The organism is Sphingomonas humi (genome assembly GCF_039536725.1).
Taxonomy (GTDB): domain Bacteria; phylum Pseudomonadota; class Alphaproteobacteria; order Sphingomonadales; family Sphingomonadaceae; genus Sphingomicrobium; species Sphingomicrobium humi.
In genome coordinates, this window is record NZ_BAAAZD010000001.1 from 713,544 (window position 1) to 728,978 (window position 15,435).

The window sequence follows — 15,435 nt, forward strand, 5'->3', positions numbered from 1 at the left end:
GCATCCAGTTCGATGGTCGCTCCGTAACTCCTGTGCGTGCCCAGCGACGGGCCGCCGACAGGAGTGACAGAATGCCGAAGTCCAACCTCTTCCTTGGTCTTGCCGCCGCAGCCGCCACGCTTGCGGCAAGCGCGACCATTGCCGCCAGCCCTTCGCCCGCAAAGACGGTGATGGTCGGCGGTGCTGCCATGTATCCGACGCGCACGATCGTCGAGAATGCCGTCAATTCGAAGGACCACACGACGCTGGTCGCGGCGGTCAAGGCGGCCGGCCTGGTCGAGACGCTCTCGGGACCGGGACCCTTCACCGTTTTCGCACCGACGAATGCCGCCTTTGCCAAGCTTCCCAAGGGCACGGTGGAAACCCTGCTCAAGCCCGAGAACAAGGCGATGCTGCAGTCGGTCCTGACCTACCACGTGGTGGCCGGGCGTCTGACAGCGGCCGACCTCATGCGCCAGATCCGCGCCGGCGGGGGTGTCGCCACCCTCACCACCGTCCAGGGCGGCAAGCTCAGCGCGCGCATGGTCGGCACGAGCGTCGTCCTGACCGACGCCAAGGGCGGCCGCGCCAGGGTCACCCAGGCCGACGTCCTGCAATCGAACGGCGTCATCCACGTTACCGATAACGTCTCGCTCCCCGGCTGATCCCGAGCCGGAGCGACGGCCCGCCCGCTACGCCTCCACACGGGCGGGCCGATTGGAGGCTTTGGAGGCAACAGGGATATTGAAATGAAGATCGTTATCGCAAGCGGCCTGCTCTTGGGCAGCCTCGTCCTCCCCGCCGCCGCCAGCGCGCAGAGCGCAAGCTGGTCGGGCGCTTATGTCGGCGGACGGCTGGGCGTCATCCGCCAGCCCACCGGCAAGGCCGAACGGATCCTGTTCGACAAGAATCTCGACGGAACGTTCAACGACACCGTCCTCACCGCCACCGGTGCCGACGCCTTCTCCCCCGGTTTCTGCAACGGTGCAGCAAGGGACCGCGTCCCCGCGGCCTCCTGCAACTTCGACCGCGAAGGCGTCGATGGGGCGCTGCTGGTCGGTTATGATGCCGACCTTGGCGGCGTGGTCGTCGGCCTGGTCGGCGAAATCGGCCGCGGCAAGGCGACCGACAGCGTGTCCGCCTTCAGCACCACGCCCGCTTTCTACACCATGACCCGGAGGCTGCGCACCAATGGTGCGGTTCGCGCCCGCGTCGGCGTGCCGCTCGGCGAGACGCTTCCCTATGTCACCGGCGGCATTGCCATCGCCGACATCGACCGCAGCTTTTCGACCAGCAACACCGCGAACACCTTTTCGCAGCGCGATACCAACGGCAGGGTGAGGGGCATCCGGCTGGGTGGCGGCGTCGACCAGCGTATCGGCCGCTTCACGGTCGGGCTCGTCTACCTGTTCACCAACTACAAGGACGACGATTACCGCGTCCGCGCCGCCGGCCCCGCCCCGGCGACCAACCCATTCATCCTCACCAACGCGTCGGGAACCGATTTCCGGCGCAGCGACGACCGGTTCAAGACCCACAGCATCAACGCCACGGTGGGTTACCGCTTCTAGTTTCGTCCCCCCGAGCCGGCGCGTCCCTCCCGCGCCGGCTCACCCTTTCGGCGGGCCGGATTGCGCGCCCGTCCGAGATATATCCGTTACGGATACGTCATTAAATTGGCGTTGAATCAGCGCTGGTAGCTTCCGGTGGTCATCGGGAGATCACCGGCATGCCCCGCGTCCTGCACGCTCATCACCCCTGCCTGGCTGCCAGCCTGCTTGGCCTGTGGTCCGGCATGGCCGCTGCCGCCGAGCCGGCGGTGAAGACCGCCCCGGTACCGGCGCTGCGCTGGTCGACGACGGCCGGCATGATGACCGACTATCGCTACCGCGGAATCTCCTATTCGGATCGCAGGCCCGCCGGCCATGCCGGGGTCTCGGTCGAACATCGCTCGGGTGCGCACGCCGGCCTGTCCGGCGCAAGCGTGCGGATCGACGGCAGTCGCGACCTTGAACTGACGGGCGGGGTCGGCTGGAGCGGCGACCTCGGCGCCGCGGGACAGATTGACGCGGCAGTGAACTATGTCGGTTACGCCGACCTCGTCGCCAGCGATTATGTCGAAGCCTCGATCGGCTGGCGGCGGCCGGTGGGCCCGGTGACGCCCTTTGCCGACATCGCGTTCACCCCGGCGCAAACCCCGCTGCGCGGCGGCGGCGGGCGGCTGGCCAGCAATCTCTACCTGCACGGCGGCACCGAATGGAGCGTGCGGGGCAGCCCGCTCACCTTCCGCGCCGAACTTGGCCGGGAGCGCGGGTCGGCGGCGCCGGCCGGCCGCACCAAATGGGACTGGCAGCTTGGCGCACGGGCCAGCCTTGGCCGCTTCGGGGTCGGGCTCGCTTATGTCGATACCGCGGCCGCGCGCTTCGATCCCGAACTGCGGCGGCTCAGCCGCCGCGGACTCGTCCTCTCCGTCGATTCCGGTTTTTAGGAGACCGGTCGATGATCGTCCGCATCGTCAAGCGCCTCGGCGGCTTCAGGGAGGATACCGACCTCGTCTCGCTGCGCGCAGTGATGCGGCCACTGTCGCTCATTCTCGTCCTGACACTCAGCATGTGCGTGACCCTGCTCGGCGCCCTGGTGGTGCAGATGGATCAGCGCGGCGCCGAGCAGGTGCAGTGGATGATGCGCGGCGCGGTGGAAACACGGCTCAGTGCGCTCAAATCCATGACCCGCGACTATGGCCGGTGGGACGATGCTGTGGTGCATCTCTATGGCCGCCTCGATCGCCGGTGGGCGGTCGACAATCTCAGCAACGCCACGCACGTCCTGATCATCGACCGCCAAGGCCAGACCCTGTTCAGTGCGGGACCCGATGGCAGCGCCGGGGTCGATGGCCGCAAGGCGATGCCCGAAGGTATCGCCGAACTGCTCGCCATGCTTCCGACCAGCAGCGAAGGCGCGCAGGCGCTCGATGACGCGGTCGGGCTGATCGTCCCGTTCGAAGGCCGGCCGATGCTGGTCGCCGCCATGCCGATCATCCCGTTCAGCGAGCGGGTCTCGGCGCCGGCGGGGGAGATGCGCTACGTCATCATCACCCAGGCGCTCGACCAGTCGCTGCTCAGCCCGTGGCAGAATTCGTTCGGGCTGCGCGGCGCCGCCGTGGTGAACAGCCTCGACGGGCGTGACCCGTCGACGGCAACCGCGCTTGCCGACAACCAGGGGCGGGCGATCGGCTACATCGTGTGGGACCCGGTGCAGCCCGGGCGCGAGGCAGCGCTGGCTATCCTGCCCTACCTACTGGTCGGCTGGCTCGTCCTCGGCATATCGTGCGTGTTCCTATCGACGCGCGTCGTCGGCATCGTCCGCGCCCTCAGCCGCGAACAGGATGCCGCACGGCGATCGGCCCAGCTCGCCGACGCCAATCTCGAAATCGCACGCCAGGCGCAAATCTCGGCCGAGGCCGCAAAGCTACGCGCCGAGCAGCTTGCCTCGCACGCCGAAAGCGCCCGCCGCGAAGCCGAGATGCAGGAGCAGAATGGCGGAAGCGCCGGTTTTGCCAAGCCCCTCCCCAAGGTCGCCTGAGAAGGGCTTTGCGGGTGTTCAGCCGCACCAATCTCATGCTTCCGATTGCGCTGGTCGTCGCCATGTGCCTCGGCGCGCAGGCGTCCCTGTTCCTCGCGCTGACCAGCAGTCAGGACCGGATGGCGCTTGCCGGGGAGCATGAGCTGGCGAGCACCGCGTTGCGCGAGGAACAGGATTCGCTGCTCCGCCTGCTCAAGGATTACGCCTTCTGGGATTCGGCTTACCAGCGTTTGTCGCTCAGGCTCGACACCGCCTTCGCCGACGAGAACCTTGGCCTCTACCTCGCCCCTGCGCACGGCCTCGATTACAGCTTCGTGCTCGATGGCCAGGATCGCACCATCTATGCGACGCGGGGCACCGCGAAGACCACCCAGACGGCCCTGACCGCGCTTGGCGCGCCGGTGGTCCGCGCCGTGTCGGCGGTTCGCCGCATTGGCCCCGGGGGCGACCCGCGGGTGGTCGGGTTCACGCTGGTGGAAGGGCATCTCGCGCTGTTCGGCGTGTCGGCGATCCTCCCCAGCCCCGACAGCAAGATGAGGGAGCGGCCCGGCCCGCGCGCGCTGATGATCCTGGTCGATTATGTCGACGCGGGCATGATGCACGAGCTGGCGAACCGCTACCGGTTGGCCGACCTGCGCCTTACCGGGGCCCGGCCGGGCAGCTCCGCCAACCTTCCGGTCACGCTCTACGGAGGCGAGGTCGCCGGGCATCTCACCTGGTCGCCCTATCAACCCGGAACGAACGCGCGCCACCAGTTGCTGCCGTGGATGCTCGCGGTCGGCCTGGTGGTAATTTTCCTTGCCATCGTGGCCGTGCGGATGGGCCGCGCTTCGGCGCGCGAACTGATCGCGAGCGAGGCCAAGGCCCGCCACCTCGCCCATCACGATACGCTGACCCTGCTGCCCAATCGCCGCGCCTTCATGGAGCGCCTCAAGCTGCGCGAGGAAAGCGAGCAGGCGGGCATCCTCTACCTCGACCTCGACGGCTTCAAGGAAGTGAACGACGTGTTCGGGCACGGCGCGGGCGATGCCCTGCTCAAGGCCGCGACCGAGCGCCTGCAGTCGATCGTCAGCTGGCGCGGCATCCTTGCGCGCATCGGCGGGGACGAGTTTGCGGTGCTGATCACCGGGCCGCTCGCCCGCGAGGGGGCGGAATGTCTCGCGCAGGCCGTCGTCCAGGCATTCGACGAGCCGTTCGAGACCGCCGGGCACAATCTCAGCGTCGGCACCAGCATCGGCGTGGTGTTCGATAACGGCGACCTCAGCGGCGAGGAGATGGTCCGCCGCGCTGACATCGCGATGTATGTCGCCAAATCGGAAGGCAAGCACCGCTACCGGGCCTACGACCCCAGCATGGAACGCGGCCGCGAGCTGACCAAGCAGCTCGAAAGCGACCTGCACCGGGCGATCGGGACCGACCAGATCTACGTCCTGTTCCAGCCGGTGGTGAATGCCGGCGACGGCCGCACGATCGGGGTGGAGGCGCTGGCGCGCTGGCGCCATCCCGACCGCGGCGAAATCAGCCCCGACATCTTCATCCCGATCGCCGAAAAGAGCGGGCTGATCGTGGCGCTCGGGCGGCAGATCCTCCGCGAGGCCTGCCAGCACACCCGGTCGACCGGGCTGGACCTCGCCGTAAACCTCTCACCGGCGCAATTCTGGAACGACAATCTGTTCGAGGACATCACCTCCATCCTCGAGGAGACCGAGTTTCCGACCCATCGGCTCGAGCTCGAGATCACCGAAAACTACCTGCTGCGCCGTCCGGAAGCGGCGGCGCAGGTCCTGAACCGCTTGCGGCGCATCGGAATCCGCGTCGCGCTTGACGACTTCGGCACCGGCTATGCCAGCGTCGCCTATCTGAAGCGCTTCAAGATGGACAAGCTGAAGCTCGACCGCTCCTTCGTCGAGCGTATCGCCAACGATTCCGAAGCCGCCTCGGTCGCCAGCGCGATGATTGCGCTGGGCCAGGCACTGAACCTCAATATCGCCGCCGAAGGGGTGGAGACGGAGGATCAGGCCCGTGCGCTGCGGATCGCCGGCTGCACGCACCTGCAGGGCTGGCTGTTCGGCCGGCCGCAGGCGAGCAGCACGCTGATGGCCGAAATCCCGCTCAGCCGCCGGGCCTAGTTCTCGTCGCCCATCCTGAGCGCGGCGATGAACGCCTCCTGCGGGATGCTGACATTGCCATACTCGCGCATCCGCGCCTTGCCCTTCTTCTGCTTCTCCAGCAGCTTGCGCTTGCGGGTCGCGTCGCCGCCGTAGCATTTGGCGGTCACGTCCTTGCGCAGGGCGCTGATCGTCTCGCGCGCGATCACCTTGCCGCCGATCGCGGCCTGGATCGGGATCTTGAACATGTGCCTCGGGATCAGCTCCTTGAGGCGCTCGACCATCCCGCGGCCGCGCTGTTCGGCGGTGCCGCGGTGGACGATCATCGAAAGCGCGTCGACCGGCTCCTCGTTGACCAGGATGCTCATCTTCACGAGGTCGCCCTCGCGCGTCCCGATCTGGTGATAGTCGAAGCTCGCATAGCCCTTCGACATGCTCTTCAGCCGGTCGTAGAAATCGAACACCACTTCGTTCAGCGGAAGCTCGTAGGTCAGCTGCGCGCGGCCGCCGACATAGGTCAGGTTCTTCTGGATGCCGCGGCGGTCCTGGCACAGCTTCAGGATCGGCCCCAGATATTCGTCGGGGACATAGATGGTCGCCTCGATCCACGGCTCTTCGATGCTCTCGATCCGGTTGGGATCGGGCATGTCGGCCGGGTTGTGCAGCTGGATGGTCTGCGCGTCCTCGTTCTTCGAATGCGTCAGGTGCATCGTGTAGACGACGCTCGGCGCCGTCGTGATGAGGTCGAGGTCATATTCGCGGGTCAGCCGCTCCTGGATGATCTCGAGGTGGAGGAGACCGAGGAAGCCGCAGCGGAAGCCGAAGCCCAGCGCCGCGCTGCTTTCGGTTTCGAACGAGAAGCTGGCGTCGTTCAACCGCAGCTTGCTGATGCTTTCGCGCAATTTCTCGAAGTCGGCGGCGTCGACCGGGAACAGCCCGCAGAACACTACCGGCTGGACTTCCTTGAAGCCCGGAAGCGGCTCGGCGGCGCGGCGCTTGGCGTCGGTGATGGTGTCGCCGACGCGGGTCTGGGCGACTTCCTTGATCTGCGCGGTGATGATCCCGATTTCGCCCGGGCCCAGCTCTGGCAGAAGCTGCAGCTTGGGGTTCATGCAGCCGACGCGGTCCACCAGGTGGCGGGTGCCCGCGGCCATGAAGACGATTTCCTGGCCCTTGCGGATGAAGCCGTCGATGACGCGGATCAGGATGACGACGCCGAGATAAGGGTCGTACCAGCTGTCGACCAGCATGGCTTTCAGCGGTGCATCAGGATCGCCCTTGGGCGGCGGGATGCGCGTGACCACCGCTTCCAATACTTCCTCGATGCCGATCCCGCTCTTGGCGCTGGTTAGGACGGCATCGCTGGCGTCGAGCCCGATCACTTCCTCGATCTCGGCCTTGACCTTGTCGGGCTCGGCGGCGGGAAGGTCGATCTTGTTGATGACGGGCACGATCTCATGGTCGTGCTCGATCGACTGGTAGACGTTGGCCAGCGTCTGCGCTTCCACGCCCTGCGCCGCGTCCACCACCAGCAGCGCACCTTCGCAGGCGGCGAGGCTGCGGCTGACTTCATAGGCGAAATCGACGTGGCCGGGCGTGTCCATCAGGTTGAGGGTGTAGGTCTTGCCGTCCTTGGCGGGATACTGGAGGCGCACGGTCTGCGCCTTGATGGTGATCCCGCGTTCCTGCTCGATCTCCATGTTGTCGAGCACCTGGCCGTGCGTCATCTCACGCTCGGTGAGGCCCCCGGTGCGGAGGATCAACCGGTCGGCGAGGGTCGACTTGCCATGGTCGATATGGGCGATGATCGAGAAATTGCGGATCAGGCTACGGTCTGTCATGTCGGCGGAGCCGCTAGCAGGGGCGGGCCCTTCTGTCATCTGGACCTCGGGGGCAGCGCTGTGGCAGGACTACGCCCATGAGCACGCCGACCATCTTCTGCTTCGGCGTCGCGATCCTGCTGGGCATCGCCGGCGGCCTCCTGACCGACGTCGGAAGCTGGTACCACGGACTTCGCAAACCGCGGCTCAATCCGCCCGACTGGCTGTTCGGACCCGCCTGGACGATCATCCTCGGGCTCGCGGCCTGGTCGGCGACCATCGCCTGGAGCGCTGCGACGGACGAGGGCGAGCGGCAATTGGTGGTGCTGCTGTTCGGCGCCAACGCGCTGTTCCACCTCCTGTGGAGCCCGCTGTTCTTCAAGTTCAAGCGGCCCGACTGGGCGCTGGTCGAAGTCGCTTTCCTGTGGCTGTCGCTGGTCGCCCTGGTGGTTGGCCTGGCACCGATTTCGACGACGGCCAGCCTCCTGATCCTGCCTTACCTCGCGTGGGTGACCTTCGCGACCTGGCTCAACTGGCAGATTGTCCGTCTCAACCCGCGCACCGCGTAGGCGCATCCGCGTTCCTGCGGGGGCTTGGCCGTCCATCGAATTGCGGCCGCCGTTCGTCGATGATCCAAGGTCGCGATTGTCGAAGCTCCGCAGGGGTTTTCGTAGATTTTCTGTTGGAGCTTCAACGTTATGCGCCCATCTTCCCGTTCGTCGATCCGCTTTGCCGGGGCCTCGCTCCTCGCGCTCGCGCTGCCCGCCGCGGCCCATGCGCAAAGCGCGGCGCCGCTTCCGGCGCTGGTCGGCGAGGTCAAGATCCCCAACCAGAGCTTCAAGCTTGCCAATGGCCTGACCGTGGTCGTCCACGAAGACCGCAAGGCGCCGATCGTCGCCGTCAGCATGTGGTACAACGTCGGTGCCAAGGACGAGCCCAAGGGCAAGACGGGCTTTGCCCACCTGTTCGAGCATCTGATGTTCAACGGATCGGAAAACCTTCCGGGCGACACGTTCAAGTGGCTCCAGGAGATGGGCGCCACCGACGAGAACGGCACCACCAGCTTCGACCGGACCAATTATTTCCAGACGGTGCCCAAGGCGGCGCTCGACCGGGCGCTGTTCCTCGAAAGCGACCGTATGGGTTATCTGCTGGGCGCGGTCACGCAGGAGAAGCTCGATAACCAGCGCGGCGTCGTCCAGAACGAGAAGCGCCAGAATTACGACAATCGTCCGGGCGGCATGGTCTTCCCAACCGTCTACCAGAACCTGTTCCCCGAAGGGCATCCCTACCACCACATCCCGATCGGCTCGATGGCCGATCTCGATGCCGCCACCCTGCTGGACGTGCAGACCTGGTTCCGCGAGAATTACGGCCCCAACAATGCCGTGCTGGTGCTTGCGGGCGACGTCAGCGCCGCCGAAGCGCGGACGCTCGTCCAGAAGTATTTCGGCTCGATCAAGCGCGGCCCGGTCAATGTCCCGGCGCAGGCCTCGGTCCCCCCGGCTTCGCCCAAGAGCATCGTCCTCAAGGACAAGGTCGCGGCCACCAGCGTTTCGCGCTGGTGGGCGGTGCCGGGCATGCTCGACAAGAACACCCAGGCGCTCGACCTCGCCGGCTCGGTGCTCGGCGGCCTCGCCTCGTCGCGGCTGAGCCAGATCCTCGTCCGTGACGAGAAGCTGGCGGTGGCCGTGTCCGCCAGCAATGGCGCGAACCAGCGCGTCGGCACCTTCTCGGTGTCGGCAACCGTGCGCCCGGGCGTCGATCCCGTCGTCGTCGAGAAGCGCCTCGACGAGATCGTGGCGGACTATGTCGCCAAGGGTCCGACCCGCGATGAACTGCGCCGCGCCGCGACCGCGCTTGTCGCGTCCCAGATCCGCGGCCTCGAACAGGTCGGTGGCTTCGGCGGCAAGGCCGTCGCGCTCGCCGAAGGTCAGCTCTACGCAGGCGACGCCAACTGGTATCGCACCGAACTTCAGCGCTATGCCTCGGTCACTCCGGCGCAGGTGCAGACGGCGATGCGCCAGTGGCTGACCCGTCCGCCGCTCAAGCTCCGCCTCGAACAGGGCGAGCGCCCGGCTTCCGATGAAGCCAAGGGCGCTCAGTCGAAGCCCGCCGGCGCGGTTCCCGCCCCGACCAAGCGCGACGTTCCGCCGCTCGGCAGCTTCGCGTCGCTCGATTTCCCCACGGTCGAGCGCGCGACGCTGAGCAACGGCATCAAGGTCACCTATGCCCGCCGCACGGCGGTGCCGCTGACTCAGCTGGCGCTGTCGTTCGACGCCGGCAGCGCGTCGGACCCCGCCAATGCGCGCGGCCTCCAGGCCCTCACCGCCAATCTCCTCGACGAAGGGGCGGGCGCATTGAACGCGCAGGCCATCGCCGAACGGCGCGAAGAGCTCGGCATGAGCCTCAACGTCTCCAGCAGCCTAGATCGCACCAACCTCGTCAGCTCGATGCTGTCGGCCAACATCGCGCCGTCGCTTCAGCTGCTCGAAACGATCGTCGAGCGGCCCACCTTCGCGCAGGATGACCTCGACCGGCTGCGCAACCAGACCCTGACCGGCATCGCCCAGTCCCAGCGCGACGCTAACGGGATCGTCCAGCGCAACCTGCCGACGCTGCTGTATGGCGCCAGCCATCCCTATGCGACGGTCGGTGCCGGCCTCCCCGACGCGATGAAGCGGTTCACCCGCAACGACATCGTCTCCTACAGCCAGGCCTGGCTGCGCCCGGACAATCTGGAGATCTTCGTGGTCTCCAACCTACCGCTGGCCGACATCACCCGCCAGCTCGAGGCGCGCTTCGGCAATTGGACGGCCCCGGCCGGCGTTGCCAAGGGGACCAAGGCCTTCACCGCCGCTCCCCCCTCGGTAAGCGGTCCGCGGATCTACCTCATCGACCGCCCCAACTCGCCGCAGTCGGTTATCGTCGGGGCGCAGGTCACGCCGTTGCAGTCGAACGCCGACATCCTCGCGGCGGACGCGGGCGCCGACGTGCTCGGCGGCAATTTCCTGTCGCGCCTCAACTCCGACCTGCGCGAAACCCGGGGTTGGAGCTATGGCGTCGGCGGCGGCTTCTCGCTCAATGAGAAGCTGGTCCCCTACACCATCCAGGCACCGGTCCAGGCCGACCGGACCGGCGAATCGATCGCCGCGATCAACAGCCAGATCAGCGACCTGTTCGGTTCGAAGCCGGTCACCGGCGAGGAACTGGAGCGGCTGGTCAGCAACAACGTCAAGTCGCTGCCCGGCCAGTATGAAACCAGCGCGGCGGTCATGTCGGCGCTGATCCAGAACGACCTGCTCGGCCGTCCGGACGACTATCAGGAGAAGCTGGCGGCGCGCTACCAGGCGCTGACCACGGGGCAGCTCGTCCCGGCGCTGCGTGCAGCGGTCGATCCGCAGAAGATGACCTGGCTGGTGGTGGGCGACGCCGCCAAGGTTCGCCCGCAGCTCGAAAAGCTCGGCATGCCGATCGAGGTCATCACGACCAAGTAAAGGTCAGCGCGTGGCAGGGGCGGGATCCGCTCCGCCCCTGCCGCGCTCGACTAAGCCGCCACTACTCAGCGCAGATAGGTGACGTGCCCCATCTTGCGCCCGGGCCGCGCCGCGCCCTTGCCGTAGAGGTGCGGTGAAGCGTCCGGATCCGCGACCAGTTCGGGCCACCGTTCCACGTCGTGGCCGATCAGATTGTCCATCACGACCTGCCGCGCCCGCGGCGCGGTGCTGCCGAGCGGAAGGCCGGCGATGGCGCGGATATGCTGGGCGAATTGCGAAGTGGCGGCGCCCTCGATCGTCCAGTGCCCGCTGTTGTGGACCCGCGGCGCGATCTCGTTGACCAGCGGGCCGTCGCTGCAGGCGAAGAATTCGACGGTCAGCACGCCGATGTGGCCAAGCGCCGCGGCAATCGCGCCCGCCTGGCGCCGCGCCTGCTCGACCTGGCCTTCGACAAGGGCGCCGGCCGGCAATTCGGAGCGGCGGAGGATGCCGTCCTCATGGGTGTTGCGGGTGCTGTCGTAGAAGGCGAGACCGCCGTCCGCGCCGCGCGCAAGCACGACCGAAAACTCCGCCTCGAAGGCGATCGCCTGCTCGGCGACGAGGGGTCGGCCTCCAAGCTGGTCCCACGCGGCGGCAATGTCGTCGGCGGAGCGGAGCCAGGCCTGTCCCTTGCCGTCATAGCCGTCGCGGCGGGTCTTGAGGACGAGCGGAAGACCGAGCTCCTCGATTGCGGCGGCGATGTCGCCGGGCCCGTCGATCGCCTTCCAGCGCGCGGGGCGCCCGCCCGCCTTCTCCACGAACGCCTTTTCGGCGCAGCGATCCTGGGCGATGGCAAGGCTGGCGGTGCCGGGGCGAAGCTTCCCGGCAATCGTCGCGAGCGGCCCGACCGGCAGATTTTCGAATTCGTAGGTCACGACGTCGCAGGTCGCGGCGAACCGCTCTAGCGCGGCGACATCATCGAAGGCGGCACAGGTGAAATCGGCGGCGACGTCGGCGGCGCAGGGCCGCTCATGCGGATCGAACACGTGGACCCGGTAGCCGAGCGGGGCTGCGGCCAGCGCCAGCATGCGACCAAGCTGCCCGCCGCCGATGATTCCGATCGTGCCGCCCGGGTCGATCACTCAGGGCTCTCGGCGATCGAATCGGTCTGGGCGGTGCGCCAGGCCTCCAGCCGCGCAGCCAGCCCCTCGTCTGACAGAGCAAGGATGGACGCGGCCAGCAGGCCGGCATTGATCGCCCCGGCCTTGCCAATCGCAAGGGTGCCGACCGGGACGCCGCCGGGCATCTGGGCAATCGACAGCAGGCTGTCGAGACCCGACAGCGCCTTGCTTTCGACCGGCACGCCAAGGACGGGAAGCGGGGTCATCGATGCGGCCATGCCGGGCAGGTGCGCGGCCCCGCCGGCCCCGGCGATGATCACCTTGAGGCCGCGTGCTTTTGCCCCTGTCGCATAATCGTACAGTCGCTTGGGGGTGCGGTGCGCCGAGACGACTTTTGCTTCATGAGCAATGCCGAGTTCACCGAGAATCGCCGATGCGTGCTGCATCGTCTCCCAGTCGGATTGGCTGCCCATGATGATCCCGACGTCCATCCGCGCTTCGTCCCCCGTTCAATCGGGTCCGCTTCTAGGAGCGGTGCGCCTTCATGTCACCCGCTCCCAAAGCGGAGGAATCTCGGCTATGGGGTGCCCTGCCGCCCTGCCAACGGTGTGTTTGCGATGAACGATGACGTGTCGGTCACGAACGAGGATCCTGTCGCCCTTTGGGGCGAGATCTCGCGCCTGCGCGCCACCGTCGCGCGGCTCGAGCGGCAGGTCAGCGAGCTCGATCGGCTGGCCCATCAGGACCCGCTCGTCCCGCTACCCAACCGCCGCGGCTTCGAACGGCAACTCGCCAGCCTGATCGATCGCACCGAACGCTATGGCGATGCGGGCGCCTTGCTGTTCATCGACGTCGATGGTCTGAAGATGGTCAATGACAGCTTCGGCCACGAGGCAGGGGATGCGGCGCTGATCCACATCGCCGAACTGCTGACCGGCGGGGTCCGGCAAAGCGACACGGTCGCCCGCTTCGCCGGTGACGAATTTGCGGTGCTGCTGGAACGGGTCGATCTCGACCAGGCCACGGAAACCGCGGCCCGGCTGACCGACCGGATCGCGGGCACCAGCTTCACCTTCGAAGAACAGGCGATTCCGCTTTCCGCGGCAATCGGGATCGCGGAAATCCGCGGCGGCGATACACCCGAGTCGGTCCTCGCCCGGGCCGACCAGGCGATGTACGCGCAAAAGGTCGCGGCCTAGGCCGGCCTTGCCGTACTGGCGCGGCCGAACAGCCGCCGCTTCCCACCGCTCTTCAGGACCGAGCGCCGGAACCAGGCCGACGCGAGCTTGAGGATCAACGCGATCCACAGGCTCTGCCAGGCAAGGGCGACAAGGTGCGGCCACAAGGCCCCATCCATCGCCGCCCGCGCCAGCATCGCGAACGGCGAGGACAGGGGAAAGACCGTCGCGCCAAGGCCCATCCGGCCCGACGGATCGCTGATCGCATAGCTGGCAAGCACGACCAGGCCGACCTGCCCCATGGTGATCGGCATCGACAGCAACTGGACCTCACGCGCGGTGGAAGCCTGCGCCCCGATCCCGAGGAAGGCAGCGCCGATCAGCAGGTAGCTCATCGCGAAGTAGGTCGCGACGAAGAAGGCGAACAAGGGCCAGCCCACTGCCGGCGTCGGAAGCGCGCCAAGCGCACCGGGCGCAAAGACCGCAAGCCCGGTGACCGCCAACGTGGTCCAGACGGCAATCCCGCTGAGGCTGACCGCAAGCATTCCGAACAGCTTGCCGATGAAGATGCTCTCGACCGGGACGGCGGCGGCAAGGACTTCGATGACCTTGTTCGATTTCTCCTCGATCAGCTGGGACAGCAGCATGCCCGACAGCAGCAGGGTCAGCAGGAACAGCAGGCCCTGCCCGGCGCGGGCGGTGATCTCGCGCGCGTTGCGGGCGGCGATGGCGGTGCCGCCGATCTTTTGGACGGCGATCACCGGCGGCGCGGCGGGATTGTTGGCATAGGCGATCAGCAGCCGCATCTGCCCGACCAGCCGGTCGTCGGCCTGCAGGTTGCCGGCCAGCGCGGGGCGTTCGAACGGGCTGGAAAGAACCGCCGAATAAGCCGGCAGGCCGGGCTTGCGGAGGAGTTCGCCGGGCGAACCGGCGCCGGGCTTCTGCCAGGCGATTTCGGGAAGGCCGGTGACGCCCTCGGTTTTCTGCAGGAATTGCGACGCCTGCTTCAACCGCGCAAAATCGGCTTCGGAGGCGATCACCGCGACCTGGCGCGGGGCAGGGTCGCCGGCGACCTTGGCGCCAAGGCTGCCGAAGATGATCCCGAGCAGGATGGGGAACAGCGGCCCAAGCAGGAAGAACAGAAACGTCCGGCTCAGCACGGTCGCGCTATAGTCGCGCCGGGCGATGACGAAGGCGGCCTGAAGCCGGCTGAGGTGGCGGTTCATTGCGGCACCTCGCGGCCCATCGCGTCCGCCGTTCCGGCCCCCGCGATGGCGACAAAGGCATCGTGCAGACCCGGGCGCTCGATCGACAGCGTATCGATCCCCGCACCACCCTCGATCAGTGATTTGAGCAACGGTTCGGGGCCGCCCGGCGGCAATTCGAAGCGCCATTCGCGTCCGACCTGCCGCGCTCCGGGCGGAAGCGCCGCGCGCCATGCGCCTTCCGCGGCCCGGGTCTGGAGCCGGACCACCGGCCGCAGCTGGTCGCGCGCTTCGTCGACGGCGCCCGAAAAAGCGACCTTGCCCGCGGCGATGATCGCGATCCGCTCGCACAGCCGCTCGGCGTGGGCGATGACGTGGGTCGAAAAAATGATCGTCGCGCCCGCCGCGGCTTCGGCCCGGATCAGCGCCTCGAGCTTTTCCTGGTTGATCGCGTCGAGCCCGGAAAACGGCTCGTCGAGGACGATAAGGCGGGGCCTGTGGACGAGCGTGCCAAGCAGCTGCACCGTCTGCGCCTGGCCCTTGGAAAGCGAGCGGATCGGCTTCTGCTCCCAATCGGCAAGCCCGCGTTCGGCCAGCATCGCGACGGCACGGCGGCGGCCTTCGGCCAGCGGAAGCCCGCGCAGCGCGCCCATGAAGGCGATTGCCTCGCGCGCGTTCATCGCCGGGTAAAGCCCGCGCTCCTCGGGTAGATAGCCGACATCGCAGGCGACCTTGAGCGGCTGGTCGCAGCCGAGCAGGCTTCGGCTGCCGCTGTCGGGGTCGATGATCCCCAGCAGCATGCGAAGCGTCGTGGTCTTGCCCGCGCCATTGGGACCAAGCAGGCCGAAGATGCTTCCCGCCGGGACCGAGAGGCTGACCCCATCGACGGCGCGCTTGGGACCGAACTCCTTGACGAGGTCGCGTGCCTCGACGGCAACCTCCTGATCCTGCTGCACTCGGCTGGCC

13 protein-coding genes are annotated in these 15,435 nt (G+C 67.5%); 8 read left to right on the top strand and 5 right to left on the bottom strand.

What is annotated here, in order from left to right:
• Positions 1–71: 71 nt before the first annotated feature.
• The 5 genes from ABD729_RS03520 to ABD729_RS03540 all read left to right on the top strand — a co-directional run bounded on the left by ABD729_RS03520 (position 72) and on the right by ABD729_RS03540 (position 5,690).
• A complete protein-coding gene (locus ABD729_RS03520) occupies positions 72–644 on the top strand; it encodes a fasciclin domain-containing protein (RefSeq protein WP_344708767.1) in 573 nt (190 codons plus the stop codon).
• An 84-nt stretch (positions 645–728) separates the two neighbouring features.
• On the top strand, positions 729–1,550 hold the full coding sequence (locus tag ABD729_RS03525; protein WP_344708768.1) for an outer membrane protein: 822 nt from the start codon (positions 729–731) through the stop codon (positions 1,548–1,550).
• A gap of 158 nt (positions 1,551–1,708) precedes the next feature.
• Entirely contained in the window at positions 1,709–2,467 is a 759-nt protein-coding gene (locus ABD729_RS03530; RefSeq protein ID WP_344708769.1) for a TorF family putative porin, read from the top strand.
• Between the two features lie 11 nt (positions 2,468–2,478).
• Positions 2,479–3,561: a CHASE4 domain-containing protein gene (locus ABD729_RS03535; protein ID WP_344708770.1), complete on the top strand. Its 1,083-nt coding sequence runs from the start codon at positions 2,479–2,481 to the stop codon at positions 3,559–3,561.
• Positions 3,562–3,575: 14 nt separating this feature from the next.
• On the top strand, positions 3,576–5,690 hold the full coding sequence (locus ABD729_RS03540; protein WP_344709628.1) for a putative bifunctional diguanylate cyclase/phosphodiesterase: 2,115 nt from the start codon (positions 3,576–3,578) through the stop codon (positions 5,688–5,690).
• Here the strand turns inward: ABD729_RS03540 and lepA are convergent.
• Positions 5,687–7,510, bottom strand: coding sequence for a translation elongation factor 4 (lepA, locus tag ABD729_RS03545; protein WP_344708771.1), 1,824 nt, complete (start codon positions 7,508–7,510; stop codon positions 5,687–5,689). The two genes, ABD729_RS03540 and lepA, sit on opposite strands and share 4 nt — an antisense overlap.
• Before the next feature lie 77 nt (positions 7,511–7,587).
• Here lepA and ABD729_RS03550 point away from each other — a divergent pair, with 77 nt between their 5' ends.
• Both ABD729_RS03550 and ABD729_RS03555 read left to right on the top strand, forming a co-directional pair.
• Positions 7,588–8,058: a TspO/MBR family protein gene (locus ABD729_RS03550; protein ID WP_344708772.1), complete on the top strand. Its 471-nt coding sequence runs from the start codon at positions 7,588–7,590 to the stop codon at positions 8,056–8,058.
• A 129-nt stretch (positions 8,059–8,187) separates the two neighbouring features.
• Positions 8,188–10,986 carry a M16 family metallopeptidase gene (locus tag ABD729_RS03555; RefSeq protein WP_344708773.1) on the top strand — a complete coding sequence of 933 codons (2,799 nt, stop codon included), beginning with the start codon at positions 8,188–8,190 and terminating at the stop codon, positions 10,984–10,986.
• Between the two features lie 65 nt (positions 10,987–11,051).
• Here the strand turns inward: ABD729_RS03555 and ABD729_RS03560 are convergent, their stop codons facing one another.
• On the bottom strand, positions 11,052–12,107 hold the full coding sequence (locus ABD729_RS03560; RefSeq protein ID WP_344708774.1) for a 5-(carboxyamino)imidazole ribonucleotide synthase: 1,056 nt from the start codon (positions 12,105–12,107) through the stop codon (positions 11,052–11,054).
• A complete protein-coding gene (purE, locus tag ABD729_RS03565; protein ID WP_344708775.1) occupies positions 12,104–12,577 on the bottom strand; it encodes a 5-(carboxyamino)imidazole ribonucleotide mutase in 474 nt (157 codons plus the stop codon). The genes ABD729_RS03560 and purE overlap by 4 nt, the downstream gene beginning before the upstream one ends.
• 126 nt (positions 12,578–12,703) lie before the next feature.
• Here purE and ABD729_RS03570 point away from each other — a divergent pair, with 126 nt between their 5' ends.
• Positions 12,704–13,285, top strand: coding sequence for a GGDEF domain-containing protein (locus tag ABD729_RS03570; protein WP_344708776.1), 582 nt, complete (start codon positions 12,704–12,706; stop codon positions 13,283–13,285).
• Here the strand turns inward: ABD729_RS03570 and ABD729_RS03575 are convergent.
• A complete protein-coding gene (locus ABD729_RS03575; RefSeq protein ID WP_344708777.1) occupies positions 13,282–14,490 on the bottom strand; it encodes an ABC transporter permease in 1,209 nt (402 codons plus the stop codon). The two genes, ABD729_RS03570 and ABD729_RS03575, sit on opposite strands and share 4 nt — an antisense overlap.
• A complete protein-coding gene (locus ABD729_RS03580) occupies positions 14,487–15,425 on the bottom strand; it encodes an ABC transporter ATP-binding protein (protein WP_344708778.1) in 939 nt (312 codons plus the stop codon). Before ABD729_RS03580 ends, ABD729_RS03575 begins: the two co-directional genes overlap by 4 nt.
• Between the last annotated feature and the right edge of the window lie 10 nt (positions 15,426–15,435).